This is a genomic window from Spinactinospora alkalitolerans, assembly GCF_013408795.1.
In the GTDB taxonomy this organism is placed as follows: Bacteria; Actinomycetota; Actinomycetes; order Streptosporangiales; family Streptosporangiaceae; genus Spinactinospora; species Spinactinospora alkalitolerans.
Map to the genome: position 1 here is coordinate 4,343,697 of NZ_JACCCC010000001.1, position 13,678 is coordinate 4,357,374.

11 protein-coding genes and 1 pseudogene are annotated in these 13,678 nt (G+C 72.6%); 7 read left to right on the forward strand and 5 right to left on the reverse strand.

The genetic code is table 11. The features are described 5' to 3' along the window. The first annotated feature begins 35 nt into the window (after positions 1–35). The 3 genes from HDA32_RS19280 to HDA32_RS19290 all read left to right on the forward strand — a co-directional run bounded on the left by HDA32_RS19280 (position 36) and on the right by HDA32_RS19290 (position 5,500). The gene (locus tag HDA32_RS19280; RefSeq protein ID WP_179644551.1) at positions 36–1,826 is read left to right on the forward strand and encodes a carbohydrate-binding module family 20 domain-containing protein; all 1,791 of its coding nucleotides are present in this window, start codon (positions 36–38) and stop codon (positions 1,824–1,826) included. Between the two features lie 291 nt (positions 1,827–2,117). Beyond that, on the forward strand, positions 2,118–2,384 hold the full coding sequence (locus HDA32_RS19285; RefSeq protein WP_179644552.1) for a hypothetical protein: 267 nt from the start codon (positions 2,118–2,120) through the stop codon (positions 2,382–2,384). 80 nt (positions 2,385–2,464) lie between these two features. Then, positions 2,465–5,500 carry a helix-turn-helix transcriptional regulator gene (locus HDA32_RS19290; protein ID WP_179644553.1) on the forward strand — a complete coding sequence of 1,012 codons (3,036 nt, stop codon included), beginning with the start codon at positions 2,465–2,467 and terminating at the stop codon, positions 5,498–5,500. A gap of 221 nt (positions 5,501–5,721) precedes the next feature. Here the strand turns inward: HDA32_RS19290 and HDA32_RS19295 are convergent, their stop codons facing one another. After that, entirely contained in the window at positions 5,722–7,446 is a 1,725-nt protein-coding gene (locus HDA32_RS19295) for an NAD+ synthase (RefSeq protein WP_246335112.1), read from the reverse strand. A gap of 220 nt (positions 7,447–7,666) precedes the next feature. Between HDA32_RS19295 and glnA the strand changes: the two genes are divergently transcribed. Further along, positions 7,667–9,028, forward strand: coding sequence for a type I glutamate--ammonia ligase (glnA, locus tag HDA32_RS19300; protein WP_179644555.1), 1,362 nt, complete (start codon positions 7,667–7,669; stop codon positions 9,026–9,028). Between the two features lie 55 nt (positions 9,029–9,083). On the opposite strand, the pseudogene HDA32_RS19305 reads toward glnA, so the two are convergent. Continuing rightward, a pseudogene (locus HDA32_RS19305) lies at positions 9,084–9,281 on the reverse strand (response regulator transcription factor); the annotation flags it as partial. A 102-nt stretch (positions 9,282–9,383) separates the two neighbouring features. Beyond that, on the reverse strand, positions 9,384–9,575 hold the full coding sequence (locus HDA32_RS19310) for a hypothetical protein (protein ID WP_179644556.1): 192 nt from the start codon (positions 9,573–9,575) through the stop codon (positions 9,384–9,386). Between the two features lie 366 nt (positions 9,576–9,941). On the opposite strand from HDA32_RS19310, the gene panB reads away from it, so the two are divergent. Further along, positions 9,942–10,784 carry a 3-methyl-2-oxobutanoate hydroxymethyltransferase gene (panB, locus tag HDA32_RS19315; RefSeq protein WP_179644557.1) on the forward strand — a complete coding sequence of 281 codons (843 nt, stop codon included), beginning with the start codon at positions 9,942–9,944 and terminating at the stop codon, positions 10,782–10,784. Positions 10,785–10,923: 139 nt separating this feature from the next. Further along, entirely contained in the window at positions 10,924–11,964 is a 1,041-nt protein-coding gene (locus tag HDA32_RS19320) for an LLM class F420-dependent oxidoreductase (protein WP_179644558.1), read from the forward strand. Positions 11,965–12,036: 72 nt separating this feature from the next. Here the strand turns inward: HDA32_RS19320 and npdG are convergent, their stop codons facing one another. Then, complete coding sequence (npdG, locus tag HDA32_RS19325; RefSeq protein WP_179644559.1) at positions 12,037–12,723, reverse strand: NADPH-dependent F420 reductase; 687 nt, start codon at positions 12,721–12,723, stop codon at positions 12,037–12,039. Between the two features lie 103 nt (positions 12,724–12,826). Between npdG and HDA32_RS19330 the strand changes: the two genes are divergently transcribed. Beyond that, complete coding sequence (locus HDA32_RS19330; RefSeq protein WP_179644560.1) at positions 12,827–13,429, forward strand: hypothetical protein; 603 nt, start codon at positions 12,827–12,829, stop codon at positions 13,427–13,429. Between the two features lie 11 nt (positions 13,430–13,440). Here HDA32_RS19330 and HDA32_RS19335 read toward each other — a convergent pair whose 3' ends face one another. Then, entirely contained in the window at positions 13,441–13,635 is a 195-nt protein-coding gene (locus HDA32_RS19335) for a hypothetical protein (protein WP_179644561.1), read from the reverse strand. Positions 13,636–13,678: the final 43 nt, after the last annotated feature.

A 13,678-nucleotide genomic window follows, 5' to 3' on the forward strand; every position in this document is an offset into this window, starting at 1 on the left:
TCGAGTCCCCCGATCCGCTCATTGAGGAGAGCGCGATGACCATCCGCAGATCGATGGCCGCCGCACTGGCGGCCGTCTTCGGATTCGCCCTGCTGCTCGTTCCCCCGTCCGGCGCGGTGTCCCCCGCTCATGCCGCGCCAGGAGGCGACAAGGAGGTCGTCGTCCACCTGTTCCAGTGGCGCTGGGAGTCCGTCGCCGCCGAGTGCGAGAGCACGCTCGGGCCGAACGGGTTCGGCGCCGTCCAGGTCTCCCCGCCGCAGGAGCACGTGGTGCTGCAGGGCGAAGGCTATCCCTGGTGGCAGGACTACCAACCGGTGTCCTACAGCCTCGACGACACCCGGCGCGGCACCCGCGCCGACTTCGTCGACATGGTGGACCGCTGCGAAGACGCCGGCGTCAGGATCTACGTCGACGCCGTTCTCAACCACATGACCGGCAGCGGCTCGGTCGACAGCGGCCCCGGCAGCGCGGGCTCCGACTACACCAAGTACGACTACCCCGGCATCTACCAGAGCCGGGACTTCCACGACTGCCGCCGCGACATCTCCGACTGGAACGACAAGTGGGAGGTGCAGAACTGCGAGCTGGTGGGCCTGTCGGACCTGGACACCTCCTCCGAGTACGTCCGAGACCGGCTCGCCGGCTACCTCAACGAGCTGATCGGCATCGGCGTGGCCGGGTTCCGCTACGACGCGGCCAAGCACGTGCCGCTGGCCGACGTCCAGGCGATCAACTCCCGGCTCGACGACGTGGACGCCGCGTGGGGCGGCGGCAGGCCCTACGTCTTCCAAGAGGTCATCGGCGACCAGACCATCGCGCCCGGGGAGTACGTCCCGGCCGGCGACGTCACCGAGTTCCAGTACCACCGCGACATCAGCAACGCCTTCAAGAACGGCGACATCGCCCACCTGACCGGTCTCGGCGGCAACCTGGTGGACGGCGAGCAGGCCGTGGTCTTCGTCGCCAACCACGACACCCAGCGCAGCCACCCCACCCTGACCCACACCGACGGGGACCGCTACGACCTGGCCCAGGCGTTCATGCTGGCGCACCCGTACGGCACCCCCAAGATCATGTCCAGCTACGCGTGGTCCGGGAGCAACGACACCGGCCCGCCGATGGGCTCCGACGGCGAGACGCGGGCCACCGACTGCGCCGACGCACGCTGGGTGTGCGAGCACCGCGAGGTCGCCGGGATGGTGGGCTTCCGCAACGCCGTGGACGGAACCTCGATCGGCGACGTCGCCACCGGGTCCAGCGGGCAGCTCGCCTTCGCCCGCGGCGACAGGGGCCACGCCGCCTTCAACGCCACCGGCGGCGCGTGGAGCCGGACCTTCGACACGGACCTGCCCGACGGCACCTACTGCGACGTCGCCAACGGCACGTTCGTCGACGGCGAGTGCGACGGCCCCTCCTACACCGTCTCCGGCGGATCGTTCAGCGCGCAGGTCCCGGCCGACGGCGCGGTGGCCCTGCACGTGGCGGCGCAGGGCGAGGGCACCGGTCCCGGCGGTCCGGGCGACCCCGACGAGCCGGGCGGCACCGCCGCGGTCGGCTTCCACGCCAATGTGACCACCTGGTACGGCCAGAACGTGCTCGTGGTGGGCGACCTCCCGCAGTTGGGCTCCTGGAACCCGGACGACGCCGTGGCGATGTCCTCGGCCGACTACCCGATCTGGAAGACCACCGTCGACCTGCCGCTGGACCAGCGGTTCGAGTACAAGTTCATCAAGAGGAACCCCGACGGCACCGTCGAGTGGGAGTCCGGCGGCAACCGCTCCTACACCCCCAGCGGGCCGGTGACGCTCAACGACGATTGGAGGTGACGTCCGGCAGGTGATCGCCCGGCGGGCGGAGCCCCTCCCTCTCCTCCGCTCCGCCCGCCCGGGCTCCTGTCGACGCGGGTGCGCGGCGCCCCGGGGCTCCGGTGCGCCTCCGCGCTCATAAGGCCCCTTCCACCTCGGCTCCTTAGCCCGCCGCGGCGCTCCGGACAGGACCCCGGCCGCGGATAAGGCATTCGCCTCATGTGCCCCCGCGGGCCTTAGCGACAGTCTGAGGATCACGGGGAACGGCAGCGGGCCGGTCCGCGGAGGAAAGAGGGAAGGAAGACGGCGACCATGATGCACCCCGACATTCTCAGCGGCGTGGCGCGCGAGCGGACGGCCCAGCGGGAGCGCGACATCCAGCGGCGGCTCAGGGACCGGGCGCTGCGGCGCCGCGACGCCACCGCCGAAGAGGAAGCGGACGGGAACCCCGGTGGCGGCTCGCGTCCCGGCGGCGGGGCCGAAACCGTCCCGGCGGCCCCGGCCCCGCGCCCGGTCGAGGCCGCTCCCCGGCCCCGGAGCCGGCCGCGGGAGGAGCGGGTCCCGGCCGGGCGGCGGTGACCCGCGCTCCGGCCGGTCCCACCGGTCCGGACCGGGAAAACGGATCGGCGATGTCACGGACTCTCTGCATACTGGGTGATATGACCCCACACGGTGCGAGTCCGGTCTTCGTCGGACGCGAGTCCCAGTTGCAGGCCCTGCTGGACCACGCCCGCCGCGCACGATCCGACGCCGCCGCGACGATGCTGGTGGGCGGCGACGCCGGGGTGGGCAAGTCCCGGCTGCTCAGCGAGTTCGCCGAGCGCGCGCCCACCGGCCGGATCGTGGTGGGCGGCTGCCTGGAACTGGGCGTGGACGGGGTCCCGTTCGCGCCGTTCGTCACCGTGCTGCGCCAGCTGCTGCGCGACCTCGGCAGGGAGCTCTTCGACGCGCTGGCCCTCGGCGGCGAGCAGGAGCTGGCGCGCCTGCTGCCCGAACTCGGCCAGGCGCCGGAGGAGCGGCGCGAGGCCCGCGGGCGGCTGTTCGAGCAGGTGCTGCGGCTGTTCACCGACGCGGCGGCCGACGGCGGTCTGACGGTGATCATCGAGGACCTGCACTGGGCCGACCCCTCAACCCGCGATCTGCTGATCTTCCTGGTCCGCAACCTGGACACCACCCCGGTGCAGATCGTGGCCAGCTTCCGCTCCGACGACCTGCACCGCGACCACCCGCTGCGGCGGCTGCTGCCCGAGCTGGAGCGGCTGGCGACGGTGGAGCGGATGGACCTCGAACCGCTGACGCGCGAGGAGGTCGCCGAGCAGGCCGCAGCGATCCGCGACGCGGCGCTGGACCCCGACGAGCTCACCGTGCTCTACGAGCGCACGGCCGGCAACCCGCTGTTCGTCGAATCGCTCGTGGGGTGCGCCGAGATCGTGGGCTCCCTCGTGCCGGAGCGGCCGCGCGAGCTCCTGCTGTCATCGCTGTACCGGCTGGACGACCGGGCCCGGTTCGTCACCAGGGTCGCCTCCGTCGGCGCGGTGAGCGCCGCGCGCATCGAGCACGAACTGCTCGCGCACGTCGCCGCGCTCCCCGAACCCGAGCTCGACGCGGCGCTGCACGCCGTCGTCGACACCAACGTGCTGCGCGTCGACGGCACCGGCTACCGGTTCCGGCACGCCCTGCTGCGCGAGGCCGTGCACCAGGAGCTGCTGCCGGGCCAGCACGCCCGGCTGCACCTGCGCTACGCCGAGGCGCTGGAGACCCACCCCGGCCTGGTGCCCTTCGACCGCTTGGCGGCGGAGCAGGCCCACCACTTCCACGCCGCGCACGAGCTCCCCCGGGCACTGAGCGCGGCGTGGTGGGCGGCGGTGCGCGCCGGCGAGGCCCTGGCCTACGCCGAGGAGCTGCGCATGCTCGAACGCGTCATCGAACTGTGGGAGCGCGTGCCCGACGCCCCGAACCTGGTCGAAGGGCTCTGCCTGGCCGAGGTCCTGGACCGCGCGGCCTCGGCGGCCTTCGACAGCGGCGTGTTCGACCGCGCCCGCCAGTTGTGCGACGCCGCGCTGGAGGAACTCCCGCCGCAGCACCCGGCGACCGCCCCGGACGCCCCGGACGCCCCGGAGGACGACTCCGCCGCCGAGCGCAGACGGGAGCTGCTCACCCTGCGGGCGCTGGTGCTGCGGCGCCGGGGCCGGACCCGCATCCAGCTCGCCGACGACAGCGGCATCGACGACTTCTACACCGCGCTGGAGATCCACCCCGCCGAGGACTGGCGCTACGGCTTCCTGCTCGCCGTCCTGGCCCGCGAGCTGATGATGCGGGGCGAGTCGGTGCCGCCCGGCGGGCTGCCGACCGCAGCGCCGGTCGGACGGGAGGGGGAGGCGGTCTCAGCGGCCGAGCTCGCCGAGGAGGCGCTGACCCACTCCGCCCGCCACGGCGACCACTGCGCCGTGGGCGACGCCCTCATCACGCTGGCGACGGTGCAGGGCAACAACGGGGACATCGACACGGCGCTGCAGACCTTCAGGCGCGGGATCGCGGCGGCGCGCACCGCGGCCGAGCCCGCTCTGGAGGCACGCGGCATGGGCAACCTGACCTCCATGCTGCGGGAGCAGGGCCGTCACGGCGAGGCCCTGGAGCTCGCGCGCAGGAGCGTGGAACGGGCCCGCGAGGCGAGCCTGCTGCGCAGCATCGGCACGTTCTCCGCGCTGAACCTGGCCGAGGTGCTGTACGAGGTGGGCCATCTGGAGGAGGCGCGCCGCAGCGCCCAGCAAGGGCTGAGCTGGTCGCCCTCACCGCTGCACCGCTCGTTCCTCAACATCGCCGACGGCAGGATCGCGCTGGCGCTGGGCGACCTGGACGCGGCGCGCGAGGCGGTCGCGGGGGTGCACCGCAAGGGGGCGATGGAGTTCTCTCACCTCCAGCACTCGCTGTCCGCGATCTCGCTCGCCATCGACGTGCACATGGCCCTCGGCCAGGACGACGCCGCGCTGAAGCTGGCGCTGCACGCCGCCGACGCCGACGCCGACATCACCGTGGCCTGCGGCTACGGATGGCCGCTGGTCGACTCGATGGCCCGCGCGCTGTGCGGGCGGCACGGCGCCGCGCAGGCGCGGACATCGGTGCGGCTGCGCGAACGGCTGGCGGATCTGGTCGAGAGGTTCCCCGTCCACGGCCCGATCCAGGCGGCGCTGCGCCTGACGGTGCTGGCCCGGCTGGGCGACGCCGATGGCGCGTCCCCCGCGGCCTCCCGCGCCGCGTGGGCCGAGGTCGTCGAGGCGTGGGCGGCGTCGGAGTTCCGGCTCGCGCACGCCGACGCGCTCCTGCACGAGGCCGAGGCGAACGCGACGGAGGACCGCTCCGCCGCGGCGGCGATGCTGCGGGACGCGTCGGCCATCGCCAAGGAGACCGGGGCGGCGCTGCTGAAGCACCGCGTGGAGGACCTCGCCCGGCGGCTGAACGTCTCGCTGGACGCCTCCCCCGGCGCGGCCTCGCCCGCGCTCCCCGCCGGCCTCACCCCCCGCGAGGCGGAGGTGCTGCGGCTGCTCGCACGCGGCCGGACCAACGTCCAGATCGCCGGGGAGCTGTTCATCTCGGCCAAGACCGCCAGCGTGCACGTCTCCAACATCCTGGCCAAGCTCGGCGTCCCCAACCGCGGCGCCGCCGCCGCCCGAGCCAGGGAGCTGGGAGTGGGGTAGCGGGATCCACGGCCCCAGGTCGGCAAGCCGTCACGCCCGGCCCCGACCACAGGGATTTTGAGCCTTAGCCGAAGGATGGAGCTCCGCGGTGACTGGGCGATCCTCTCGCGTGGCCGAAGACCCGTGGACGGAGATCGCCCACCCGCACGCCACTTCCGTGCTGGGGCCGACTTCAAAGCCCCCAGGGGCCGGGCACGCGGGCGGGCCGCTGCCGGCCGCCGTCAGCTCCAGCGGTTGGTGATCGGGAGTCGGCGGTCGCGGCCGAAGTTGCGCTTGCTGATCTTGGGGCCCGGCGGGTACTGCCGGCGCTTGTACTCGGCCCGGTCGGCCAGCCGGATGACGCGGTCGACCAGCTCGGCGTCGTGCCCGGCGGCGATGAGCTCCGTGCGGCCGAGGTCGGTGCCCACGTAGTCGTCGAGCAGCGCGTCCAGCACCGAGTAGTCCGGCAGCGAGTCGGTGTCGAGCTGGTCCGGCCGCAGCTCGGCGCTGGGCGGTTTGGAGATGGAGTTCTCCGGGATCGGCGGGGTCTCGCCCCTGCGCGCGGCCTCGGCGTTGCGCCACCGCGCCAGTTCCCACACCAGGGTCTTCCACGCGTCCTTGATGGGCGCGTAACCGCCGGCGGAGTCACCGTAGAGCGTGGAGTACCCGGTGGCCAGCTCACTCTTGTTGCCGGTGGTCAGGACGAGGTGCCCCTCCTGGTTGGACAGCGTCATCAGCAGCTGCCCGCGCACCCGCGCCTGGAGGTTCTCCGCGGCCAGCCCGTCGACGGCCACCGCCTCCTCGAAGGCGTCCACCATGGGGCCGACCGCCACGGTGCGGGCGTTGATCCTCTGGCGCCGGACCAGCTCCTCGGCGTCGGCCACCGAGTGCTCGCTGGAGTGGCGGCTCGGCATGAGGACCGCGTGGACCGGGTCGGGGCCGAGCGCGTCGGTGGCGATCGCGGCCGTGAGCGCGGAGTCGATCCCGCCGGACAGGCCGAGGATGACCGAGCCGAAGCGGTTCTTGCGCACGTAGTCGCGGGTCCCGGTGACCAGTGCGGTATAGACCTCGGCGAGGTCCTCCATCGGCTGGGCGATCTCCCCCGGCCGCGGGTCGTAGGCCGGCACCGGCTCCTCCGACAGCACCGTCCGCTCGATGCCGATGCCGGTCGTGGCCGCGGTCCCCCGCGGCTCCGGCTCGCTGGGGACCGGCAGCTCCAGGTCGGTGACCAGGAGCGCCTCCTCGAAGCGCGGCCCTCTGGCCAGCACCTCGCCCTCGGCGTCGACCACGATGGAGTCGCCGTCGAAGACCAGCTCGTCCTGGCCGCCCACCGTGTTGACGTAGGCCAGTGCGGCGCCGGCCTCGCGGGCGCGCCGTCGGCACAGGTCCAGGCGCTCGTCATCCTTGTCGTGCTCGTAGGGGGAGCCGTTGAGCACCACGAGCAGGCCGGCGCCGGCGTCGCGGACGGTGGCCACCGGGCCGCCCTCCTGCCACAGGTCCTCGCAGATCACCAGCGCGGCGTCGACGCCGTGCACCCGCACCACCGGCAGCGTCCGGCCGGGGACGAAGTAGCGGAACTCGTCGAACACCCCGTAGTTGGGCAGGTGGTGCTTTGCGGAGACGACCTTGACCCGCCCCTGGTGCAGCAGCGCGAGCGCGTTCTGCGGCGCGCCCGCGGGCTGGCCGAAGCGCGGCTCGGCGTCCTCGCACCGGCCGAGGAACCCGACCACGGTGGGCAGCTCGCCCAGCCCTTCGTCGGCGAGCCGCTCGGCGAGCCGGTGCGTCGCCTCGATGGAGGCCGCGACGAACGACTTCCGCAGCGCGAGGTCCTCGACCGGGTAGCCCGTCACCACCATCTCGGGGAACACCACCAGGTGCGCGCCGGCCCCGGCCGCGCGCCGGGCGTACTCCACGACGATGCCGCAATTGCCCTCCAGGTCCCCCACAGTGGGGTTGACCTGGGCCATAGCCATACGCAGTTGTGCCACGACCACGAGCCTAACGATCACGGCCGCGCAGCGGGGTTCCGGGCTCCCCTGCGGGGCGGGCGGCCGGGGGTGATCCGCCTCTCCACCACGTCGACCGGGACCTCGGTTAACGTCCCGGAAACCCGCAGCAGGCACACTGGAGACAGGGCGTCTGGTAGGAACGCGTCAGGCGTGCGTGAACGACGGAGGAAGGTGGACCGTGAACCGACAGCAGGAATTCGTGCTCCGAACGCTGGAGGAGCGCGATATCCGGTTCGTGCGACTGTGGTTCACCGACGTGCTCGGTTACCTCAAGTCGGTGGCCGTGGCGCCGGCCGAGCTGGAGGCCGCGTTCGCGGAGGGGATCGGGTTCGACGGCTCGGCGATCGAGGGCTTCGCGCGGGTGCACGAGGCCGACATGCTGGCCCAGCCCGACCCGTCGACGTTCCAGGTGCTGCCCTGGCGCAACGAGCCGCACGGAACCGCGCGGATGTACTGCGACATCCTCATGCCCGACGGCACGCCCAGCTACGCCGACCCGCGCCACGTGCTCAAGCGGCAACTGGGCAAGGCCTCCGACCTCGGGTTCACGTTCTACACGCACCCCGAGATCGAGTTCTACCTGCTGAAGAAGAAGCCGGAGTACGGCGAGTTCCCCGAGCCCAACGACTCCGGCGGCTACTTCGACCACACGCCGCACAACAACGCCCACGACTTCCGGCGCAACGCCATCATGATGCTGGAGAACATGGGCATCTCGGTGGAGTTCAGCCACCACGAGGGCGGGCCGGGCCAGCAGGAGATCGACCTGCGCTACGCCGACGCGCTGACCACCGCCGACAACATCATGACCTTCCGGCTGGTCATGAAGGAGGTGGCGCTGGAGCAGGAGGTGTACGCGACCTTCATGCCCAAGCCCTTCACCGAGTACCCGGGCTCGGGCATGCACACCCACCTGTCGCTGTTCGAGGGCGACCGCAACGCCTTCCACGAACCGGGCGCGGAGTACCAGCTCTCCAAGGTCGGCCGCGGCTTCATAGCGGGCCTGCTGCGCCACGCCACGGAGATCACCGCGGTGTGCAACCAGTGGACCAACTCCTACAAGCGGCTGTGGGACAACGCCGCCGCCTCGGCCGGAGCCGGGGGCGAGGCCCCGGCCTACGTCTGCTGGGGGCACAACAACCGCTCGGCGCTGGTGCGGGTGCCGATGTACAAGCCCACCAAGAGCAACTCCAGCCGGATCGAGTTCCGCTCGCTGGACACCGCCTGCAACCCCTACCTGGCCTACGCGCTGATCCTGGCCGCGGGGCTGAAGGGCATCGAGGAGGGCTACGAGCTGCCGCCGGGCGCCGAGGACGACGTCTGGGCGCTCACCGACGCCGAGCGGCGCGCACTGGGCATCGCCCCGCTGCCGCAGAGCCTGGACGAGGCCATACGCGCGATGGAGAACAGCGAACTGGTCGCCGAGACGCTCGGCGAGCACGTCTTCGACTTCTTCCTGCGCAACAAGAAGGCCGAATGGCAGGAGTACCGCCGCCAGGTCACCCCCTACGAACTGCAGCGCTACCTGCCGACGCTGTAGGCCCGCCGATCTTGACTTTGTGGGCGCTATCTAAACGTTTTTAGGGCCCACAAGGTCAAGATCGGCGCTGAACGAGCCCCAGGTCCCCGGCCCTGACGGCCGCGGCGTTGCGGTTGGAGACGCCGAGCTTGGCCAGCAGGTTGGAGACGTGCACGCTGACCGTCTTGGCGGAGATGAACAGCTCAGCCGCGATCTCGCGATTGGTGCGCCCCTCGGCGAGCAGCGCCGGCACCTCGGTCTCGCGCGGGGTGAGACCTGCGGGGGCCGGCCGGGCGCCGCCTCCCTCGGTCTGCGCCGGTTCCTGCGCGGGCGGCAGACCGGCGTCTCGGCGCCGTCCCGCCGGTCGTGCCGACCGTCACGCCCGTGCCTCGCCCCGTTGCCGCCTCCACCGGCGGGTGCGCGCGGCGGCGGGCGGCTCCGGTTCCTCGGGGGCCGACACCGCGCGCCGGGCCCGCTCCCGCTTCGCCCATTCGCGCGCCTCCTGCTGGTAGCGCCGGGTCAGCTCGGCCGCCTGGTCCGGGTGCACGGTCCCTCCCGCTGTCGTCACCTCCGGGCACCGCGGCCCGCCCGCCTCCGACGTTCGGGCTAAGGCGGGGGCCGGCGGTATCGGGAAGTCGGCCTAGATCCGGCGGGCCGGGCGCGGTCCCCGTGGGCGGCGTTCCCTAGATGTGCTACTGACCGGACGGGTTGGTGATGGTCGAGAGCGTCTGGCGAATGGGGCGACCACGACCGCACCGCCGATCATCCGGGCCGAGGCGGCGGGACGACGTCGGAGGACGGAGCGGTTCGCACTCGGTGGGAACAGAATGGGCGCCGCGTGCGATGATGACCACACCGGCGGCTTCGCGCCGGCCTCGTTACCGACACGTCCGGGGACGCCTTCGCGGCGCTTCGAGACAACGGAGGAAACGCAATGAGCACCACCACGTCCACCCCCACCCCTCTCTACGGCGGAGCGGCCAACCGCCGGGGCACCGTCCGCGACATCGCCCGCGCGAAGGAGCACGGCGACCGCTGGCCCATGCTGACCGCCTACGACGCCCTCACCGCCCGCGTCTTCGACGACGCCGGCATCCCCGTCCTGCTCGTCGGCGACTCCGCCGCGATGGTCGTGTACGGCTACGACTCCACGGTCCCCGTCACCGTCGACGACCTGCTGCCGCTGACGGCGGCCGTCGTCCGCTCCACCAGGCGCGCGCTGGTGGTGGCCGACCTGCCGTTCGGCTCCTACCAGGCCTCGACCGAGCAGGCGCTGGCCTCCGCTGCGCGCTTCATGAAGGAGGCCGGAGCGCAGGCGGTCAAACTGGAGGGCGGCCACCGCGTCGTCCCGCAGGTGGAGGCGCTGGTCGCCGCCGGCGTCCCGGTGATGGGCCACCTCGGGCTGACCCCGCAGTCCGTCAACACCCTGGGCGGCTACCGCGTGCAGGGGCGCGGCGAGGCCGGGGCGCGGCTGCTGGCCGAGGCCAAGGAGCTGGAGCACGCCGGAGCGTTCTCCATCGTCCTGGAGTGCGTGCCCGCCGACCTGGCCGCCGAGGTCACCGGGCACCTGTCCGTCCCCACCATCGGCATCGGGGCCGGCCCGGGCACCGACGCCCAGGTGCTGGTCTGGCAGGACATGGCCGGACTGAGCCCGCACGTTGCCAAGTTCGTCAAGACCTACGCCGACCTCACCGAGAGCCTGACCCGGGCGGCCAGGAGCTACGCGGAGGAGGTCGTGGCGGGCACGTTCCCCGACGAGGAGCACTCCTACGCCTGACGGGAGTCCGCACCGCCCGGGAGTCGGCGCCGACCGGCCCCCGGGCTCTTCTGTATTCTGCTCCCGACCTCAAAACCGAACGCTACTCGGTAGTAATCTCCGTCGGACTCCGGCGCGACAGACAGTGGAGGCATCCCATATGCGCATCTCCATGCCATTGGGCTACGCGGGCGATCTCAGGGAATCCGTCAAGCAGGTGGTGGAGCTGGAGAAGGCCGGGCTGGACACCGTGTGGGTGGCCGAGGCCTACGGCTACGACAGCCCCACGCTCATGGGCTACATCGCCGCGCGCACCGAGCGCGTGAACATCGGCGCCGCCATCCTGCCGCTGTACACCAGGACGCCCACGCTCATCGCCCAGACGGCGGCCGGGCTGGACTACCTCTCCGACGGCCGCGCCGTCATCGGTCTCGGCGCGAGCGGGCCGCAGGTCATCGAGGGCTGGCACGGCGTTCCCTACACCAGGCCGCTGACCCGCACCCGCGAGATCATCGAGATCTGCCGCAAGGTCTGGGCGCGCGAGGAGCCGCTGACCCACGACGGCAAGGTCTTCACCCTGCCGCTGCCGGCCGAGCAGGGCACCGGCCTGGGCAAGCCGCTCAAGATCATCAACCACCCGGTGCGCGACCGAATCCCGCTGTACGTGGCCTCGCTGGGCGAGAAGAACGTCGAGCTGACCGCCGAGGTCGCCGACGGCTGGCTGCCGATCTTCTTCATCCCGGAGAAGGCCGACGACGTCTGGGGCGACTCGCTGGCGGCCGGCCGGGCCAAGCGCGACCCCGGCCTGGGCGAGCTGGAGATCTCCGCCGGCGGCATGATCGCGATCGGCGAGGGCGAGGAGACCAAGAGGCTGCTGGACTTCGCGCGGCCGCAGATCGCGCTGTACGTGGGCGGCATGGGCGCCAAGGGCAAGAACTTCTACAACACGCTGGCCCGCCGCTACGGCTACGAAGAGGCCGCCGAGAAGATCCAGGACCTCTACCTGGCGGGGAAGAAGGACGAGGCCGCCGCGGCCGTGCCCCAGGAGATGGTGGAACTGACCAACCTGGTCGGCCCGGAGTCCTACGTCCGCGAGCGCGTGCAGGCGTTCCGCGACGCCGGGGTCAGCCACCTCAACCTGATTCCGATGTCGGACGACCCGGTCAAGCTGATCGAGAAGGTCAACGGCTGGCTCCAGTAGCGCTCCGCCCGGTTCTCCCGCCGGTTTCGGACCCGGGTCCGAAACCGGCGGGAGAACCGGGCGCCCCTCCGCTCACACGTCGGTGATCCGTAGACCCGCGTGCGCCTTGTAGCGGCGGTTGATGGAGATCAGGTTCGCGGTGAACGCCTCGACCTGGTGGGCGTTGCGCAGCCGGCCGCCGTAGATGCCGCGGACGCCGGAGATCCGCCCGGCGAGCGCGCGCACGGTGTCGGCGGCCTCGCGGTCGTCCCCGAGGACGAGCACGTCGAGGTCCACCCGGTCCACCTCCGGGTCCAGCAGGACCACGGCCGAGACGTGGTGGAACGCGGCCACCACCCGGCTCTCGGGCAGGACGGCCTCGGCCTGCTGCGCGGCGCTGCCCTCCTCGACGGGCAGCGCGTAGGCGCCCTTCTTGTCGAAGCCCAGCGGGTTCACGCAGTCGACGACGATCTTGCCCGCGAGAGGGGCCGCCAGGGAGACGAGCAGCTCCCGGTGCCCCTCCCAGGGGACGGCGACGACGACCACGTCGGCCTCTGCCGCGGCCCCGGCGTTGTCCAGCCCGCGGACGGCCAGGTCCGCGCCGAGCTCCTCGGCCGCGGCCCGCGCCCGCTCGGCGCTGCGCGACCCGAGGACCACCTCGTGCCCGGCCAGGGCGAAGCGCCGCGCCAGCCCGCGCCCCTGGTCGCCGGTGCCGCCGAGCACGGCGACGGAGAGCCCGGTGACGTCGGGCAGGTCGTGTGGAGATTTCTGGTCTGCCATAGGCCGATCATCGCAGGGCACCCGCCCGCGGCGGCATGGCGGGGCCGCGGATTCCGCGGGGTTTGCGCCATGCGCCTGCGGGCCGGACCTCCCATGCGGCACCATGGGTGGGGTGGAAGCTCACCACGTGGCGGCACTGCGCGACCTGCTCGCCACCACCCCTTGGCTGGACCGGACCGACGAACTCGCCCGGGCGCTGCGGCACACCCGCGATCCCGGCGGCCTGATGCTGATCGGCACGCCGGAGGAGGAGCCCTGGCACCTCACGGCGCATCTGGCCGACGAGAGCCGCTACGCCGGGCTGCCCCAACTCTCCCCCACGCTGGTGCGGTGGGACCCGCCGCCGAACGCGCCGGGGCACCTGCGGATCGGGCTGGACCGGCTCTCCCAGGCCCGCCGCGGCGAGACGCTGTTCGTGGTCAGCCCCGAGGCCGAGGCGCCCGTTCCGCTCCTGGAGCGGGTGGACGACGCCCGCCGCACCGGGGCGACCGTCCTCGCCCTCGACCAGGGCGATCCGGAGCTGGCCTCACTCGCCCACGACGCGATCAGCATCGACCCGGCGACGGCCCCGGTCTCCTTCGACGGAGCGCAGCACCTGGTCAGCACCGCGGCCGGGCATCCGGTGGAGCGGCTGCGCCAGTCGGGGCTGCGGGCCAGGCTGTCCCGCTTCCTCGACGTGGTCAGCGGGCCGCGCGTCCCCGACTAGCGCTCCTTCTCTCAGTCCCGCTCGTCCTGCTCGTCCCACGTCTCGTTGCGGTCGGCGACGGTCTGCAGCGCCCCGGCCGCGGCGGCCTCGTCCGGGTAAGGGCCCAGCCGGTACTTGTTCGGACATCCGGGACCGAACTCCGGGCGGTTGTGCTTCAGGCAGTACCACCATTGCTGGTCGCTGCCGGGGTTGTCCCGATCGTTCATCGGGCGCCTCCTTCGTGCCGGCCTGTGCCGCCGCGTCGGCGTC